This window comes from Pseudomonas sp. RA_35y_Pfl2_P32 (assembly GCF_963970735.1).
Lineage (GTDB): Bacteria > Pseudomonadota > Gammaproteobacteria > Pseudomonadales > Pseudomonadaceae > Aquipseudomonas.
The window spans coordinates 1-16,597 of record NZ_CAXAQF010000009.1 but is presented as its reverse complement, the minus strand read 5'-3'; the positions used below and the strand labels follow the sequence as shown (position 1 = coordinate 16,597).

Here is a 16,597-nt window from a genome sequence, read left to right as displayed (position 1 = left end):
CGCAAGACGCAGATGCCAGGATCAAGCTCCTTTTCTACGAAGACTGTTCGCCATGCCTTTGTTCAAGCGCTCCCCTGCACTGTTTCGCAATGCCGCACTGCTGTTGAGCTTGACCTATCTGTACGGATGCTCCAGTCGCACCTCGACCGATAACCCCATGACCTGCGCGCAAGTCAGCTACCCGTTGTACGACCCGGCCGAGCCGGTCAACCGCGGGATCTTCGCCTTCAACCAGGTGATTGACGAGTACGCCGTCGCGCCGGTCGCCCGGGGTTACGGCTACACGCCGGAATTCTTCCAGTTGGGTCTGCACAATTTCACCACCAACTTCAACGAACCAACGGTGTTCCTCAACGACCTGTTGCAAGGTAACGGCAAGCGCTCGCTCAACACCCTGGGGCGCTTCACCCTCAACAGCACCGCCGGCTTGCTGGGGGTGATCGATGTCTCGGACTCCCTGGAAATTCCGCGCCACAGCTCGGACTTCGGCCAGACCTTCGGCGTCTGGGGCATCCCAGACGGACCGATCGTCGAAGTCCCGGTGCTGGGCACCGCCAACAGCCGCGATGCCGTGGGCAAGGTACTGGCAGTGGCCGTCAACCCGTTCGGCGACAACAGCAACACCGCAGAAACCCTGACGACCGTGGCCAGTGTCGGTGGCACCATCGACAAACGCGCCGAAGCCCTGCCGCTGACCGACGCCCTGCAAGCCCTGCCGGACTACTACAGTGCACTGCGTGACGTCAGCGCCGAAAAACGCGCGGACTTTGTCCAGGACGGCAAACGCGGCGCGTCCGGGCTACACAACGATCTCTGCACAGAAGCTCCAACCGATGCCACGTAACAGCCCGTCGCTGATGCTCGAACAACGCCTGGTCAAACGCGCCAACACCGGCCTGCACTGCAGCGAAACCAGCCTGCGGCTGTCGGAGGACGAGCGCGAACTGATCCTCAGCCGCTACATCGAACTCTATCGCCCCGAAGGCGTGGAGTGGGTCGAGCGCAGTCATCGGGTATCGGTGGCCGCCCTGCTGCGCTGGATCATCGCCCAGGGCGAAGCGCTGCCGGTGGAGCAAGGCCAGGAGCTGCCGAAGCGCCAGGCAATGAACTGAGCCGCGTCGACAAGGGCCGCCTTCAAGTTGGGTTATCATCGCCGGCTAATTTTGCCCTGGAGCTTAGCCCCGGATGTCCACGCCAGCCCCGCAACCCAACACCTGCGCACCTTTGCCCGCCGTCCTGGTCGGCCCGCTGTTGCGGCGCCTGGAACCAACGCGCCTGGTGCTGTGGCTGGTGGGGTCGCGGGAGCTGGCGCTGACCTTGCGCCTGGCGCCTTTTGGCGACCTGGTCCTCGATGCGACGCAGTGCCAGGTCATCCCGGTTGGCACCCATGCCTTTATCCACCTGATCGACATCCACCTGGACAGCGCCCTGCCTCAGGACGTCAGCATCGACTACGACCTGTTGATCCACGAGCACGACGCCAGCCTGGTCGGCATTGCCCAGTGGGCCCCGCACCTGCTCTACGACCAAACACAGAGCCCGAACTTCGTCCTGCGCAGCCGCATCGATCAACTGCTGCACGGCTCGTGCCGCAAACCCCATCATTCGGCCAACGACGGCTTGCTCTGCGTCGACCAGTTGCTGGCGACGCCCCCTGAACCGAGCCAGCGTCCGGCACTGCTGATGATGAGTGGCGACCAGGTCTACGCCGACGATGTGGCCGGCCCCATGTTGCGGGCCATCCATGCACTGATCGAACGCCTGGGGCTGTACGGCGAGCACCTGGACGGCGCCGTGGTGCAGGACAGCGCCGCGCTCTACCAGCACCCGGCCAGCTACTACCATCGCGCCGACCTGCTACCGGCGCTGGAAAGTAACGACAGCCTGCGCGAGCGGTTTTTCGGCGGTGCGCGCAAACCGATCTTCACCAGCAGCAGCGCCGACAATCACCTGGTGACCTTCGCCGAAGTCATGGCCATGTACCTGCTGGTGTGGGCACCGACCGCCTGGACCCTGATCGACCCACAGCCACCGGTGCTGACCCCCGAGCGGCGTGAGCGCTACGCCCTTGAGCAAACCCGGATCGACGGCTTCAAGCAGGGGCTGGGCAAGGTCGCCCGGGTGTTCGCCCACCTGCCCAGCCTGATGATCTTCGACGACCACGACATCACCGACGACTGGAACCTCAGCGCCCAGTGGGAAGAAACCGCCTACGGCCATCCGTTCTCCAAGCGCATCATCGGCAACGCCCTGCTCGCCTACCTGCTGTGCCAGGGCTGGGGCAACAACCCGGATGCCTTCACCGCGCTGCTGGAAAAAATCCGCGGCCTCAACCCCCAGGGTGGCTACCTGGACAACAGTGCCCAGGATGGATTGATCAGCGACCTGCTGAAATTCCAGCAATGGCACTACGTGCTGCCGACCACCCCGGCACTGGTGGTGCTCGACACTCGCACCCGGCGCTGGCGCAGTGAGTTCAACCTCAAGCAGCCCTCCGGCCTGCTGGACTGGGAAGCCCTCAGCGAACTGCAGCAGGAACTGCTCGACCACCCTTGCGCCATCATCGTGTCGCCGGCGCCGGTGTTCGGCGTCAAGCTGATCGAAACCGTGCAAAAGGTCTTCAGTTGGTGCGGCTACCCGCTGCTGGTGGACGCGGAAAACTGGATGGCCCACCGTGGCGCGGCCCAGGTGATCCTCAACATCTTTCGCCACTCGCGCACACCCGGCAATTACGTAATCCTCTCCGGCGATGTGCATTACTCGTTCGTCTACGAGGTGCTGATCCGCCACCGCACCGCCGGGCCACGGATCTGGCAGATCACCAGCAGCGGCATCAAGAATGAATTTCCGCCGAGCCTGCTGGAGTGGTTCGACCGCCTCAACCGCTGGCTATACTCGCCGCGCTCGCCGCTCAACTGGCTGACCAAGCGCCGGCGCATGCAGGTGGTGCCCCATGTGCCAGAGCACGCAGAAGCCGGCGAGCGCCTGTGGAATTCGGCAGGCATCGGCCAGGTGTTTTTCAATCAGCAGGGCCAGCCGCAAGCGGTCTACCAGCACAACGCCAATGGCACCGGAAAAACCCGGATGGTGGCGCCGACTGACGCTTGACCTGCGCCCCCACACACTCGCTGAACTCACTTGGTTTACGAAGGATACGTATGCTCACACGAAACAAGATGGTCCCCGAACTGACGGTCAGCAACCTCCAGCAAAGCCTGGCGTTCTGGACCGACCTGATTGGTTTTCAGATCGCCTACGAGCGCCCCGAAGAAGGGTTTGCCTACCTGGATTTCGACGGTGTGCAAGTGATGCTCGAACAGTACTTCGCCGAGGACGGGCAATGGCACACCGGCGCGCTGCAAGCGCCGTTTGGCCGTGGGATCAATTTCCAGATGACGGTGGAGCGGGTCGAACCGATCCTGGCTCGCCTCGCGGCGGTGCAATGGCCGCTGTTCCGCCCCTTTGCCGATGCCTGGTATCGCTCTGGCGAGGTGGAAGTCGGCCAGCGTGAATTGATCGTGCAGGACCCCGACGGCTACCTGTTGCGACTGGCCGAAGCCTTGGGCGAAAGACCTGTCCGCTAGCGCCATACCCCGCGCTGACGGGGTTATCAATTTATCAATAATGCTTATTTGGCCCCTGGCGCGATTGACGCTCCGGGCCTGGCGCGCCCCTAATTAAGGCAATCAGAACCCGGTCGGCGGCTTGCTTGTCGGGGGCGCGTCAGCCGGCAAACACCGTTGCGCAGTGCGCCGACTTCGCGCTCCAGTCACCGCTGGACTAACCTTGCTGCACCTTGAATGTCCAGCGCCACACCGCAACCACCCATCTGCCTGACACGCTGTGCAATCACTCAGAGAACGCCCCATGCTCAGAGATATTTTCATAATTCTTACGGCATCGTTGGTGGTCATTGCGCTGTTCCGGCGCTTGAACCTGCCTCCGATCCTTGGCTACCTGTGTGTCGGCCTGCTGGTGGGACCGCAGGCGCTGGGTTGGGTCAGTGACTCCGAAGGCCTGCCCTACCTGGCGGAGCTGGGCGTGGTGTTCCTGCTGTTTTCCCTGGGCCTGGAGTTTTCCCTGTCGAAAATGCTCGCCCTGCGCAAAGTGGTGTTCGGCCTGGGCAGCCTGCAGGTGCTGGTCTCCAGCGTGCTGTTAGGGGGTGCCCTGTACATGGCCGGCTTGCAGCCCAGTGCCGCGGTGCTGTTGGGGGCCGGCCTGGCGCTGTCGTCCACGGCCATCGTCAGCAAAGAGCTGACCAGCCTGGGCGAGGTCCTCAGCCCCCATGGCCAGAACGCAATTGGCGTGCTGCTGTTCCAGGACGTGATCGCCGTCCTGCTGCTGACCATGGTGCCGGTGTTTTCCGGGACATCCGGGCAAGCCTGGTATTGGGCCCTGCCGATTACCCTGGGCAAGACCGTGGCGCTGTTTGTCGGCCTGTTCCTGATCAGCCGCTGGCTGTTGCCCAAGCTGTTCGACGAGATCGCGGCCTCGCGCTCGGCCGAGCTGTTCGTACTGCTGGCCCTGGTGATTGTCATGTTGACGGCCTGGCTGACCCACCTGCTGGGACTGTCACCCGCGCTGGGAGCCTTTCTGGCGGGTATGTTGCTGGGTGAAAGCAGCTATCGCCATCAGATCGAGGCCGACATCCGGCCGTTCCGGGATATTTTGCTCGGGGTGTTTTTTGTCAGTATCGGCATGCTGATCGACCTGAAAATCTTCCAGAGCCACGGCTTGCTGATTGTCGGCTTGACCCTGGCGCTGCTGGTGACCAAGGGCGTGGTGGTGGCCCTGATCCTGCGGTTTACTGGCAGCAACAGCGAAACCGCCTGGCGCAGCGGCCTGGCCTTGGCCCAGGGTGGCGAGTTCTGCTTTGCCTTGATGACACAGATGCAAGCCAACAACCTGGTTTCCAAGGAGCTGAGTGGGCTGTTGCTGACCGCGACCTTCTGCTCGATGCTGGTCACCCCGATGATGCTGCGAGTCGCCCCGGCCATCGCCAAGCGCCTGCACCGGGCGCCCAACGACGTGGTCAACATGGATGAAATTGCCCAGCAAAGCCAGAAACTGCAGGGCCACGTGATCATCTGTGGCTACGGCCGCGTTGGCCAGGCCATTGGCCGTGTCTTGCAGGGTGAGCAGTATCGATTTGTCGCGGTCGATGATGACCCGGCGCAGATCCAGCACGGGGCCGAGTACAAGCACGTGCACTACGGTGATTCGCGGCGCCTGGAGCTGCTCAACGCCCTGGGGATAAGTCGCGCCCGCCTGGTGGTGATCGCGGTGAATGACCCGGACGCGGCGATGGCCATTACCCTCGCCGTGCGCCAGATCAACAGCACCATCGAGATCATCGTACGCACCCAGGACGACAGCCAGACCCTGGAGTTGAAAGCCGCCGGCGCCACCGAGGTCATTCCCGAAGTGCTCGAGTCGACGCTGACCCTGGCCGCCCACACCCTGATCATGCTGGGCACCTCCAAAGAGCGTGTGCAACTGCGGATCGAGGACGTGCGGCGCAATCGCTACCGCTTGCTGTAGAGACCCTCACCCCCCATCAACAGTCGCTGATAAACGGGCGCGCTCATGGAGCGACTGTGCCCCTCGATGACGCCCGACGATTCTCTCAAGGCTAAAACATGCTCATTCCTGTCGCCCTCAAGCACGCCGAACTGCTGCATTGTAAAAGCTGCAAGTTAGCCTCCCTATGCCTGCCGCTGGCGCTCAACAGCCAGGACATCAGCGCGTTGAACGAGATCATCAAACGCGAACGCCCGTTGCGCAAAGGTGACTACCTGTTCCACCAGGGCGACCCCTTCACCTCCATCTACGCGATCCGCTCCGGCACCCTGAAAACCTCCAGCCTCAACAGCAATGGCGAAGAACACATCATCGGCTTTCATTTGCCGGGTGAACTGATTGGCTTCTCCGCCATGGACCTGAACGCCTACACCTCAACGGCCCAGGCCCAGGAAACCACCACGGTGTGCGAAATCCCCTTCGACCAACTGGAGCACCTGCTGGAGAAAATCCCCAAGCTGCGCCGCCAGTTGATCCACATCATGAGCCGCGAGATCCGTGACGATCAGAACATGATGCGCCTGCTGGCGAAGAAGAATGCCCAGGAGCGCCTGGCGGCTTTTTTGATCAATCTCTCGGTGCGCTTTCACGCCAATGGCTACTCGGCCCATCAGTTTCGCTTGAGCATGACCCGCCAGGAAATCGCCAACTACCTGGGGATCGCCACCGAGACCACCTGCCGCACGTTCACCTTCCTGCAACAGCAAGGCCTGATCCAGGCGCAGGGCAAATACATCCAGATCATTGACGCGCCCTCACTGTGCGAGCTGTCCAACCGCTAGGCGCGACGGCGTGTTCATGACGCCTTCAAGACCCCATACACCCCACGCACAATCATCTCCACTTCACGCTCATCGAGGGTCAGGGGCGGCAGCAGGCGGATGGTCTTGCCCCGGGTGACGTTGATCAGCAGGCCATGATCCCGGGCAGCAATCAGGCTCAGGTCGCGGATCGAGTGGCTCAGTTCGATCCCGATCATCAAGCCCTGGCCACGAATCGCCACCACGTTTGCCAGGCCATCGAGCTCGGCGTGCAGCCGTGCCAGCAGGCGTTCGCCCTGGCGCCTGGCGTTGTCCAGCAAACCTTGCTCCTCGATGATCTCCAGCACCGTGCAGCCTACCCGGCAGGCCAGCGGGTTGCCGCCAAACGTGCTGCCGTGACTACCGGGGGTGAACAGCCGGGCAGCGTTGCCCCGGGCCAGGCACGCGCCAATCGGCACGCCGTTGCCCAGGCCCTTGGCCAGGGTCATGACGTCCGGCACGACGCCCTCGTGCTGGAAGGCGAACCACTGCCCGGTACGGCCGATGCCGGTCTGGATCTCATCGAGCATCAGCAGCCAGTTGCGCCGGTTGCACCGCTCGCGTACCGCGCTCAGATAGCCCGGCGGCGCCAGTTGCACGCCGCTCTCACCCTGGATCGGCTCCATCAGGATGGCCACGATGCGCTGCCCGTGATCCTTGTGCGCCTGATCCAGCGCGGCGAGGTCGCCGAACGGCACTTTCAGGAAATCCCCCGGCAAGGCGCCGAAGCCCAGGCGCACCGCCGGGCCGTCGCTGGCCGACAGGGTGCCGAGGGTACGGCCGTGAAAGGCGTTCTCCATGACCACCACCAAGGGCTGCTCGATACCTTTTTGCCAGCCGTACAGGCGCGCCAGCTTCAGCGCGGTTTCATTGGCTTCGGCCCCGGAATTGCTGAAGAACGCCCGCTCCAGGCCCGACAGCCGAGTGAGTTTTTGCGCCAGTTGCTGCTGCCAGTCGATGCTGTACAGGTTGGAGGTGTGCAGCAACAGGCCGGCCTGTTCGCTGATGGCACTGACCAGCCGTGGGTGCGAGTGGCCGACGTTGGTCACCGCCACGCCCGCGACCGCGTCCAGGTACTCGCGACCGGCCTGGTCCCACAGGCGGGTGCCCAGGCCTTTGGCAAAACTCAGGGCCAGGGGTTGGTAGGTGCTCATCAGGTAAGCGGCGGTCATGGCAGCGTGCTCCAGCAGGGTTCGGTGTTTTTGCAGTATCGTTAGCCACCTGAGCTGGATAAACAGCCTGAAACTTCAATCATCTTGAAGCTGGACTTGATAATGGACCTATTCCTGGCCATGACGGTGTACGTCAAAGTGGTCGAGACCGGCAGCATGACCGCCGCCGCCCGCCAGTGCAGCCTGTCGACCACCATGGTGGGCAACCACTTGCGCGCCCTGGAGCAACGCCTGGGCGTCAGCCTGATCAACCGCACCACCCGCCGCCAGCGCCTGACCGAGTTTGGCGCGGCCTACTACGAACGGTGCCTGGAAGTGCTGGGGCTGGTGCAAGACAGCGAACGACTCGCCGAAAGCGTGCAAGATGAACCCCAAGGCATGCTGCGTATCGCCGCCCCACCCAGCTTCGGCTCCGAATGCCTGGCGCCGGCCATGCACCTGTTCACCCAGCAGTACCCGAAAATCCGCGTCGATGTGGTGCTGAGCAAGCAGGTCGTGGACCTGATCGACAACAGTGTCCACGCCGCCATTCGCCTGGGCACTCCCGAGCCGTCGGGACTGATCGCCCGGCCGTTGATGGACTTCACCCTGACCATCTGCGCCGCCCCGTCCTACCTGGAACGCCGAGGAGTGCCCCGCACGCCAGCCGAGCTGAGCCACCACGCCTGCCTGACCTACGCCTACCCCGTCGGCGATGACTGGAGCGCGGTGGGCAAGCAATGGCCACTGACCGGGCCCGAAGGCGAGGTGCGGGTGCCGGTCAGCGGGCCGATGATGATCAACAGTGCGCCCGGCTTGCACCAGGCCGCCCGCGCCGGCATGGGCGTGGTCATGCTGCCCGATGCGCTGGTGCAACAAGACCTGCACGACGGCAAGCTGGTGGCGCTGCTGCAGGACTATCAACTGCCCCGCCGGCCGATGAACCTGGTCTACGCACCGGACCGCTACCGCCTGCCCAAGCTGCGCTGCTTTGTCGAGTTCGCACTGCAGATGTGGGGCAAACAAGGGACCGGGCCCGGCGCACCCAAATCGCACAAATCACCGTAAGAGCAAAGCTTGCTCGCGATCACGATCTCAAGGGCGCCATCGCGGCATAGGTATCTACACAACTGTGGTGCGACGTTGCACCTGTGGAGAGAGAACCTGCTTGGGTCGTCAACTCTGGGCCGACCAGGATGTTGAATTAGACCGAGTACATATCCATTTTTTCGGTAACGGCTACCTATGGTTCCGCTCTTACAGCGGCTCACTTTTGGAGCGCAAAAGTAAGCAAAACGCTCTTGCCCCACCACTCGGTGCCTCGCTTAGGCTCGGCATGCCCGTACTCCGACATTGATTTGGGGGGCCGCCGCAATGGGCCATCCCTGGCCCAGTGCGGCTAAACCGGCGTCCTGCCGGTTTACCCCCCAAATCAATATCGGATTCCGGCCAGCGTGGTTAACGGGGCGCCTCAGATCAAAAACAAAGCGAGGCGGCCTTAGAGCCGACCTGATCGTTGGAGCATGCGCGGTGTAGCTTCTACTTCCTAAGACGCTGACGAAGTCAGCCATCTTTTGATCTGGCTCTGGCTTTTGATCCTGGGCGCCCCGTTAACCACGCTGGCCGAACGCAGGCTTGAAGCCGTGGGTAACCCGGCAGGACGCCGGGTTAGCCGCCACGGGCAAGCCTTGCTCCTACGACAGCGGCGTAGTCAAATCACGGCATGGATTAGCCTCTAAAGGCTACTTTTGCAAATGTAGCCTTTAGAGGCTACTTTTATGCACTACGTCTTTCCTCTAGGAACCTGCATGACCATCAAGGCAGTCCTGACCGGCGACCTGATTCACTCCCAGCACTCCCACGACACCCTGGCGTACATCGAGGCGCTTTCCAGGGTGCTGGCGACCTTGAACCAGCGCTACGGCGCCAGCGCCGACACCTTCCGTGGCGATGGCTTTCAACTGGTGCTCGAGCAACCGGGGCTGGCGTTCGATTGTGCGCTGGCCTTGCGGGCCGGGCTGATTGCCGCCAGCCCCAAAGGCGAGCGCTGGGACGCCCGCATCGCCATCGGCCTCGGGGCGGCACAAGCAGACCAAGGCTACGGCGAGGTCTTCGTGCTATCCGGGCAAGGCCTGGACAGCCTGAAAAAATCGACCCTGGGGGTTTTCAGCAGCAACGGCCAGTTTCTCGAGCGCACGGAGCTGGTGACCGAATTTGTCGGCGCCATCATCGAACAATGGACCCAGGTGGAAGCCCAGACCTACGGCGTGCACCTGACCAGCCAGGGCGATCAGTCGAGCACCGCCCACTACCTGGGCAAGTCCCGGGTCACGGTCAACAAGGCGCTGCAACGGGCCCAGGCACGTTTGCTGGATCGTTTCCTGGAACGCACCCATCAATGGATCGAGGAGTTGCAACATGGCTGAGCCGAGCACCCTGTTGCTGATTCTGCTGCTGATCCATGTGCTGGCCGACTTCTCCTTGCCATGGAAACGCTGGTTCAGCGCAGCCACCACCGGGGTACACCGGGCGCGGGCGCTGACAAGCTATGCCGGGATTGCCGGGCTCGGCTACTTCAGTGCGCTGGCGCTGACCGCCAACCCGCTCCCCTGGGCCGCACTGATCGCGCTGTCGCTGGCCGTGGCGCGAGCGGCGCTGCATGGGTTGCTGCCACGTTCCGCGTCCTATCCGGTGCGCCGCTTCATCCTGGAACAGGGCCTGAGCCTGCTGGCGATCCTCGGGGTCTGGGCCGCGATCGAGGGTGCCGCCGTGCCCTGGCGCACCTGGCTGACAGGGCTGGTGAGCGCGCCAAACCTGTTGATCGCCCTGGCCTACCTGCTGGTGTTGCGGCCCACGTCCAGCGTGATCGGGGCCGCCCTCGCCCCGTGGATCAAGGAAGTCGACAAGCTCGGCTCACTGGCCAATGCCGGTGCGCTGATCGGTAACCTGGAGCGGGTATTGATCCTGACCTTCGTCCTGTTGCAGCAATGGGAAGCCGTGGGGTTCCTGATCACCGCCAAAAGCATCCTGCGCTTCAATGACATCCAGGGCGCCAAGGTCCGCTCGCTGAGCGAATACGTACTGCTGGGCACCTTGTTGAGCTTTACCTTAAGCATCGCTATCGGACTGGCGGTAACGCGGATCCTGGCACTGTAGCCTCCTGAGGCTACTTTCCGCGTTGTAGCCTCAAGAGGCTACACCGGCGCGGCGACTCCCGGCACTGGAGCGGCTTTGCGCCTTGGGCTAGTCTCAGCGACGCAAGGGCCACTTCGGCATCAGCACGGCAGGGAGAGCAATCATGGGGGATGCGTCCGAATTCGAACCATTGCAGGTCCGCCCGGTGGACCTCAATGAAGACATACTGCAGGCGATTCTAGACCTGACCAGCGATGGCATCTGGGACTGGAACGCCAACACCGGCTTTGTCTACCGCAACCGTGGCTGGTACGAGATGCTGGGCTACGCGCCACACGGCCTGGAAAACAGCGTGCTGACCTGGGAAAGCCTGATCCACCCGGAAGATTTCCCCCGGGTCATGCAACTGTTCGACGACCACCTGCAGCAGCGCACGCCGCGTTATCTGGCGCAATACCGCTGCCGCATGCAGGACGGCACCTACACCCGGATCGAAGACCAAGGCTACGTGGTCGCCCGCAACGCCGATGGCTCGGTCGCGCGGATGATCGGCGCCCATCGCAGCATTGAAGACAAACAGCGCCTGGTGGAACAGCTCGAACAACGCAACCAGTCCCTGGAAGCAATCATCGACGAACGCACCCGCGAGCTGTCGCGGGTCAATCAACAGCTGCAGCTCCAACTGCAGGAAAACCGCAAACTGGCGGAGAGCGACAGCCTCACCGGCATTGCCAACCGCTACCGCCTGGAAACCGCCCTGCCCCTGGAATGCGAACGCGCCGAGCGGTTTCGCCAGCCGCTGTCGCTGATCGCCATGGACATCGATGACTTCAAGGCCATCAATGATCACTACGGCCATGCCCTGGGTGACGCGGCGCTGGTACACGTGGTGGAAACCATCAAGCGCTGCGTGCGCGAAGGCGACTTGCTGGCCCGCTGGGGCGGCGACGAGTTCATCATGCTGCTGCCCAATACCCCCATCACCACCGCCCGGGTCCTGGCCGAGACCATTCGCTTTGAACTGGAAAGCCTGGCCCCCGTGGGCGACTACCAGGTGACCATGAGCTTTGGCGTGGTCCAGCGCTTCGCCGACGAGCAGCAGACCGGCCTGCTGGACCGCGCCGATCGGGCGCTGTACCGCTCCAAGATTGTTGGCAAGAACATGATCAGTGAATAATCGAGCCTACTTCCCGGCCTTCACCAACACCGGTTGCGCCGAATACCGCTGCGGGTACAGCTGTTTGAGCTGGGCCACTTTCGGCAGGTCGTTGATCACGATGTAGGGGTGGTTGGGGTGCTCGGTCATGAAGTCCTGATGGTAGTCCTCCGCCGGGTAAAAACCGCTGTCACGCTCGACGGTGGTCACTATCGGTGCGTTGAAGGCATGGGCCGCGTCCAACTGGGCGATGTAGGCCTGGGCGACCTTTTGTTGCCGGGCATTATCCACGAACAGCGCCGAACGATACTGAGTGCCACGGTCGGGCCCCTGGCGATTGAGCTCAGTGGGGTTATGGGCCACCGAAAAATAGATCTGCAACAAGCTGCCGTAGCTGACCTGGGCCGGGTCGAAGGTCACTCGCACCGCTTCGGCGTGGCCGGTATCGCCCTCGCCGACACGTGCGTACTGCGCCGTCTCGGCGGCCCCCCCTGCGTAGCCGGACACCGCGCTGGTCACCCCTTTGACATGCTGGAACACCCCCTGCACACCCCAGAAACAACCGCCGGCGAACACCGCGGTTTCGCTGGCGGTGTTCGGCACTTCGTCAACCACGGGCGCGGCCAGGGCGACCGCCTCTTCGCTCGCGCCCAGGGAAAAGCCCAGGCACTGCCCGACCACGCCGGCAAGCGCCAGGCCGAACAAGGTGTGACGCCAGGTCAATCGGCGATTCATGGAAGGTACTCCTGATGGGGAAAATGGGTGGCAAACAATGCCGCCACTGAACGAGGTAAAAACCCTGGGTCAGGCCGCAAAGGTCATGGCCAGGCCGTTTATGCAGTAACGCAGGCCGGTGGGTGGTGGGCCGTCGTCGAACACATGGCCCAGGTGCCCGCCGCAGCGCCGGCAATGCACCTCTTCGCGCAGCACGCCGAAGCGGCGGTCCTGGCGGGTGGCCACGGCGTTGGGCAGCGGCGCCCAGAAGCTCGGCCAGCCGGTGTGGCTGTCGAACTTGCGGCTGGAGGTAAACAGCGCCAGCTCGCAGCCGGCGCAGGCAAAGGTGCCGTCGCGATGCTCGTCGTTCAACGCACTGCTGTAGGCCCGTTCGGTGCCCTCCTCCCGCAGGATGTGGTACTGATCGGGGCTGAGCAGAGCGCGCCATTGGGCGTCAGTGTGGCTGACCTCGAACGTCTCGGCCGCCTGCGCCGCGCCGATCAACGCCGGGGGCGTGGCCCGCTGGGTCAGGACGCCGGCCACCAGCGCCGCAACACCCAGCCCGCCGCCGGCCAGAAGAAACTGTCGCCGTGAGTACATGGTCCCTCTCCTTCACTGTGCTGTGGATAACCTGGAACACAGCCTAGGCTTGAGGTGATCGCCAAATCCTCACGCACAGTTAAACAATTCGTGATAACTGGGCGCCGGGAAAAGCCGCACAATGGCCGCACTACGCAACCGGATCGGAGCTTTATGGACCAGCCAAAACGTGTCCTGGTGGTCGAGGACGACAGCCACATCGCCGACTTGATCTGCCTGCACCTGCGCGACGAGCACTTCGAGGTGGTACACAGCGCCGACGGCAACCAGGGCCTGCGCCTGCTCGAACAGGGCCACTGGGACGCGCTGGTTCTCGACCTGATGCTGCCCGGTGTCGACGGCCTGGAAATCTGCCGCCGCGCCCGCGCCATGGCGCGCTACACACCGATCATCATCACCAGTGCCCGTTCCAGCGAAATGCACCGCATCCTCGGCCTGGAACTGGGCGCCGACGATTACCTGGCCAAACCGTTTTCCATGCTCGAGCTGGTGGCCCGGGTCAAGGCTCTGCTTCGCCGGGTCGATGCCATGGCACGCAACCTGAAGATGGACGCCGGCAGCCTCAGCAACGACGGCCTGTTCATCGACCCGATCACCCGCGAAGTGACGCTGCATGGCAAGCGCCTGGACCTGACGCCGCGCGAGTTCGACCTGCTGTATTTCTTCGCCCGCCAGCCGGGCAAGGTGTTCTCGCGCATGGACCTGCTCAACGCGGTCTGGGGCTACAGCCACGAAGGCTACGAACACACGGTCAATACCCACATCAACCGCCTGCGCGCCAAGATCGAGGCCGACCCAGCGCAGCCGGTGCGCATTCTCACGGTCTGGGGTCGCGGCTATAAATTCGCCAGCGCACAGGAGCCGACATGAGGCTGACCCTGAGCCAACGCCTGTCGCTGGTGTTCGCCCTGCTCCTGCTGATTTGCAGTGGCAGCTCGGTGTGGATGCAGGTGCGTGCCAACCAGATGCATGAGCTGGAAGTGGTGCAAGGCTTGTCCCGCGACCTGGCGCAGCACATCGCCCGCGACACCCAGTTGATGGACGCCAACGGCCTGAAACCCGAAGCCCTGCGTAGCCTGTTCAGCCAACTGATGCTGGTCAACCCGAGTGTCGAGGTGTACCTGCTCGACAATCAGGGCCGGGTGATCGGCGATGCCGCGCCCGAGGGCCACCTGCGCCGCGAACAGGTCGACCTCGCACCCTTGCAGCGTTTGCTCAACGACGAACGCCTGCCGATTCTCGGCGACGACCCGCGCAGCCTCGACGGGCGCAAGGTGTTCAGCGCCGCGCCACTCAAGGTCAACGGCCAGCAGGCCGGATATCTGTATGTGGTGCTGCTCAGCGAAGAACGTGACCGCTTGGCCGCGCGCGGTGCCACCAGTGCAGCGCTGAACACTGCCTTGTGGTCGATTGGCCTGGTGGCGCTGCTGTGCCTGATTGCCGGCCTGACCGCGTTCACCCTGATCACCCGGCCCCTGCGACACCTGACCGACAGCGTGAAGGGGTTCGACATCGACGCCATCCCCGCCACGGCGCCCGCCCCAGCCCCTGTGGAACCACCCACCAGCCAGGACGAAATCGCCGTGCTCGCCGCCGCGTTCCGGCAGATGCAGAATCGCCTGGGCGAACAATGGCGCTCCCTGACCCGCCAGGACCAGGAGCGCCGTGAACTGGTGGCGAACATTTCCCACGACCTGCGCACGCCCCTGGCCTCATTGCATGGCTACCTGGAAACCCTGTCCCTCAAGGACGCCAGCCTGACCCCGGACGAACGCCGGCGTTACCTGGGCATCGCCCTGGACCAGAGCCGCAAAGTGGGCGGCCTGGCGCAATCGCTGCTGGAACTGGTGCGCCTGGAACACGGCTTCGTCCAACCGGTGCTGGAGCGTTTCTCCCTGACCGACCTGGTGCAGGACATCTTCCAGAAATTCGAGCTGAGCGCCGAGGCCCGGCACGTGCAGCTCAAGGCCAGTTTTGCGCCGAGCGTGTCGGGGGTATGCGCCGACCTCGGGTTGATCGAACGGGTGCTGACCAACCTGTTCGACAACGCCCTGCGGTACACCCCGGTCGGTGGGGTGATCGAGATCCGCCTGGTACCCCAGGGCAAATTCGTCGAAATCACCGTCAGCGACAGCGGCCCGGGCATTGCCGCCGAACTGCGCGAAGGGCTGTTCCTGCGCCCATTCAACATTGGCGGCGCACGGCGCGATGGTGGCTTGGGCTTGCGGATTGTGCAGCGGATCCTGGAGCTGCATGGCCGCCAGGTACGGCTGCTGGATGTCCCAGGCCAGGGCGCGACCCTGTGCTTCTCACTGGCGGTGGACGAAGCAACGGCGGCGGCCTTGGCGGTGCGCTCGATGAACCTCAATACCCCGGGGCAGGCCTGACTCCTGAAGGAGCGATCCGGGCGACGCTCCGCTTGCTGGCGATGGCGGTGTGTCAGGCGCCATCAACATTGAATGTGCCGGCCCCATCGCGGCATAGGTATCTACACATACTGTGGTGCGACCAGGATGCTGGATCGTGGTCCGAGTACATATCCATTTCGTCGGTAACGGCCACCTATGGTTCCGCTCTTACAGCGGCTCACTTTTGAAAAGCGCAAAAGTAAGCAAAACGCTCTTGCCCCACCACTCGGTGCCTCGCTTAGGCTCGGCATGCCCGTACTCCGACATTGATTTGGGGGGCCGCCGCAATGGGCCATCCCTGGCCCAGTGCGGCTAAACCGGCGTCCTGCCGGTTTACCCCCCAAATCAATGTCGGACTCCGGCCAGCGTGGTTAACGGGGCGCCTTAGATCAAAAACAAAGCGAGGCGGCCTTAGAGCCGACCTGATCGTTGGGGCATGCGCGGTGTAGCTTCTACTTCCTAAGACGCTGACGAAGTCAGTGATCTTTTGATCTGGCTCTGGCTCTGGCTCTGGCACTTGATCTTGATCCTGGGCGCCCCGTTGACCACGCTGGCCGAACGCAGGCTTGAATCCGTGGGTAAACCGGCAGGACGCCGGGTTAGCCGCCCCGCGCCATGGATGGCGCGTGGCGGCGGCCCACGGATTCAAGCCGGAGTGAGGGAACACCGAGCCCAAGCGAGGTGCCAAGTGGTGGGGCAAGAGCCTTTTGCTTACTTTTGGGCTCTTCCAAAAGTGAGCCGCTGTAAGAGCGGAACCATAGGTGGCCGTTACCGACGAAATGGATATGTACTCGGACCAGGATCCGACATCCTGGTCGGCCCAGAAGTCACTACGCAAGCAGGTTCTCTCTCCACAAGTGCAACATCGCACCACAGTTGTGTAGATACCTATGCCCATCGCGGGCAAGCGGAGCGCCGCCCGGCCCGCTCCCACATCTATGGTTACCCCCTTTTCTGCAATACTGTTTCTGATGTCGTGTTTGGCTTGCTTTCATCTATTCGGCGTCTGAGTGGGGGAGCTACCCCGCGCCTCGATGAGAATCGATGCCCAAC

Annotated in this window: 15 protein-coding genes; 12 read left to right on the top strand and 3 right to left on the bottom strand. The window is 63.2% G+C overall.

The window, feature by feature from the left end:
• Window positions 1-52: 52 nt before the first annotated feature.
• From AACY45_RS10730 to fnr, 6 genes are all read left to right on the top strand, one after another.
• The gene (locus AACY45_RS10730) at window positions 53-844 is read left to right on the top strand and encodes an MlaA family lipoprotein (protein ID WP_339545438.1); all 792 of its coding nucleotides are present in this window, start codon (window positions 53-55) and stop codon (window positions 842-844) included.
• Entirely contained in the window at window positions 834-1,112 is a 279-nt protein-coding gene (locus AACY45_RS10725; RefSeq protein ID WP_339545437.1) for a hypothetical protein, read from the top strand. Before AACY45_RS10730 ends, AACY45_RS10725 begins: the two co-directional genes overlap by 11 nt.
• Before the next feature lie 73 nt (window positions 1,113-1,185).
• Window positions 1,186-3,108 (top strand): alkaline phosphatase D family protein, encoded by a 1,923-nt coding sequence (locus AACY45_RS10720; protein ID WP_339545436.1) that lies wholly within the window; start codon window positions 1,186-1,188, stop codon window positions 3,106-3,108.
• A gap of 50 nt (window positions 3,109-3,158) precedes the next feature.
• Window positions 3,159-3,584: a bleomycin resistance protein gene (locus AACY45_RS10715; RefSeq protein ID WP_339545435.1), complete on the top strand. Its 426-nt coding sequence runs from the start codon at window positions 3,159-3,161 to the stop codon at window positions 3,582-3,584.
• A gap of 283 nt (window positions 3,585-3,867) precedes the next feature.
• The gene (locus tag AACY45_RS10710; RefSeq protein WP_339545434.1) at window positions 3,868-5,541 is read left to right on the top strand and encodes a cation:proton antiporter; all 1,674 of its coding nucleotides are present in this window, start codon (window positions 3,868-3,870) and stop codon (window positions 5,539-5,541) included.
• A 98-nt stretch (window positions 5,542-5,639) separates the two neighbouring features.
• Window positions 5,640-6,362, top strand: coding sequence for a fumarate/nitrate reduction transcriptional regulator Fnr (gene fnr / locus AACY45_RS10705; RefSeq protein WP_339545433.1), 723 nt, complete (start codon window positions 5,640-5,642; stop codon window positions 6,360-6,362).
• Window positions 6,363-6,376: 14 nt separating this feature from the next.
• Here the strand turns inward: fnr and AACY45_RS10700 are convergent, their stop codons facing one another.
• The gene (locus AACY45_RS10700; protein ID WP_339545432.1) at window positions 6,377-7,552 is read right to left on the bottom strand and encodes an aspartate aminotransferase family protein; all 1,176 of its coding nucleotides are present in this window, start codon (window positions 7,550-7,552) and stop codon (window positions 6,377-6,379) included.
• 102 nt (window positions 7,553-7,654) lie between these two features.
• Between AACY45_RS10700 and AACY45_RS10695 the strand changes: the two genes are divergently transcribed.
• The 4 genes from AACY45_RS10695 (at window position 7,655) to AACY45_RS10680 (ending at window position 11,843) form a co-directional block, all read left to right on the top strand.
• Entirely contained in the window at window positions 7,655-8,599 is a 945-nt protein-coding gene (locus AACY45_RS10695) for a LysR family transcriptional regulator (protein ID WP_339545431.1), read from the top strand.
• A gap of 740 nt (window positions 8,600-9,339) precedes the next feature.
• Window positions 9,340-9,957, top strand: coding sequence for a hypothetical protein (locus AACY45_RS10690; protein WP_339545430.1), 618 nt, complete (start codon window positions 9,340-9,342; stop codon window positions 9,955-9,957).
• Window positions 9,950-10,687, top strand: coding sequence for a hypothetical protein (locus AACY45_RS10685; protein ID WP_339545429.1), 738 nt, complete (start codon window positions 9,950-9,952; stop codon window positions 10,685-10,687). Before AACY45_RS10690 ends, AACY45_RS10685 begins: the two co-directional genes overlap by 8 nt.
• Before the next feature lie 142 nt (window positions 10,688-10,829).
• Window positions 10,830-11,843 carry a sensor domain-containing diguanylate cyclase gene (locus AACY45_RS10680; RefSeq protein WP_339545428.1) on the top strand — a complete coding sequence of 338 codons (1,014 nt, stop codon included), beginning with the start codon at window positions 10,830-10,832 and terminating at the stop codon, window positions 11,841-11,843.
• A 6-nt stretch (window positions 11,844-11,849) separates the two neighbouring features.
• Here AACY45_RS10680 and msrA read toward each other — a convergent pair whose 3' ends face one another.
• Together msrA and msrB are read right to left on the bottom strand one after the other, a co-directional pair.
• Window positions 11,850-12,557 carry a peptide-methionine (S)-S-oxide reductase MsrA gene (gene msrA / locus AACY45_RS10675; protein ID WP_339545427.1) on the bottom strand — a complete coding sequence of 236 codons (708 nt, stop codon included), beginning with the start codon at window positions 12,555-12,557 and terminating at the stop codon, window positions 11,850-11,852.
• A 69-nt stretch (window positions 12,558-12,626) separates the two neighbouring features.
• Window positions 12,627-13,136 (bottom strand): peptide-methionine (R)-S-oxide reductase MsrB, encoded by a 510-nt coding sequence (gene msrB, locus AACY45_RS10670; RefSeq protein WP_339545426.1) that lies wholly within the window; start codon window positions 13,134-13,136, stop codon window positions 12,627-12,629.
• A 153-nt stretch (window positions 13,137-13,289) separates the two neighbouring features.
• On the opposite strand from msrB, the gene AACY45_RS10665 reads away from it, so the two are divergent.
• Window positions 13,290-14,006, top strand: a complete 717-nt coding sequence (locus AACY45_RS10665) for a response regulator transcription factor (RefSeq protein WP_339545425.1) — start codon at window positions 13,290-13,292, stop codon at window positions 14,004-14,006.
• Complete coding sequence (locus tag AACY45_RS10660; RefSeq protein WP_339545424.1) at window positions 14,003-15,523, top strand: HAMP domain-containing sensor histidine kinase; 1,521 nt, start codon at window positions 14,003-14,005, stop codon at window positions 15,521-15,523. The genes AACY45_RS10665 and AACY45_RS10660 overlap by 4 nt, the downstream gene beginning before the upstream one ends.
• Window positions 15,524-16,597: the final 1,074 nt, after the last annotated feature.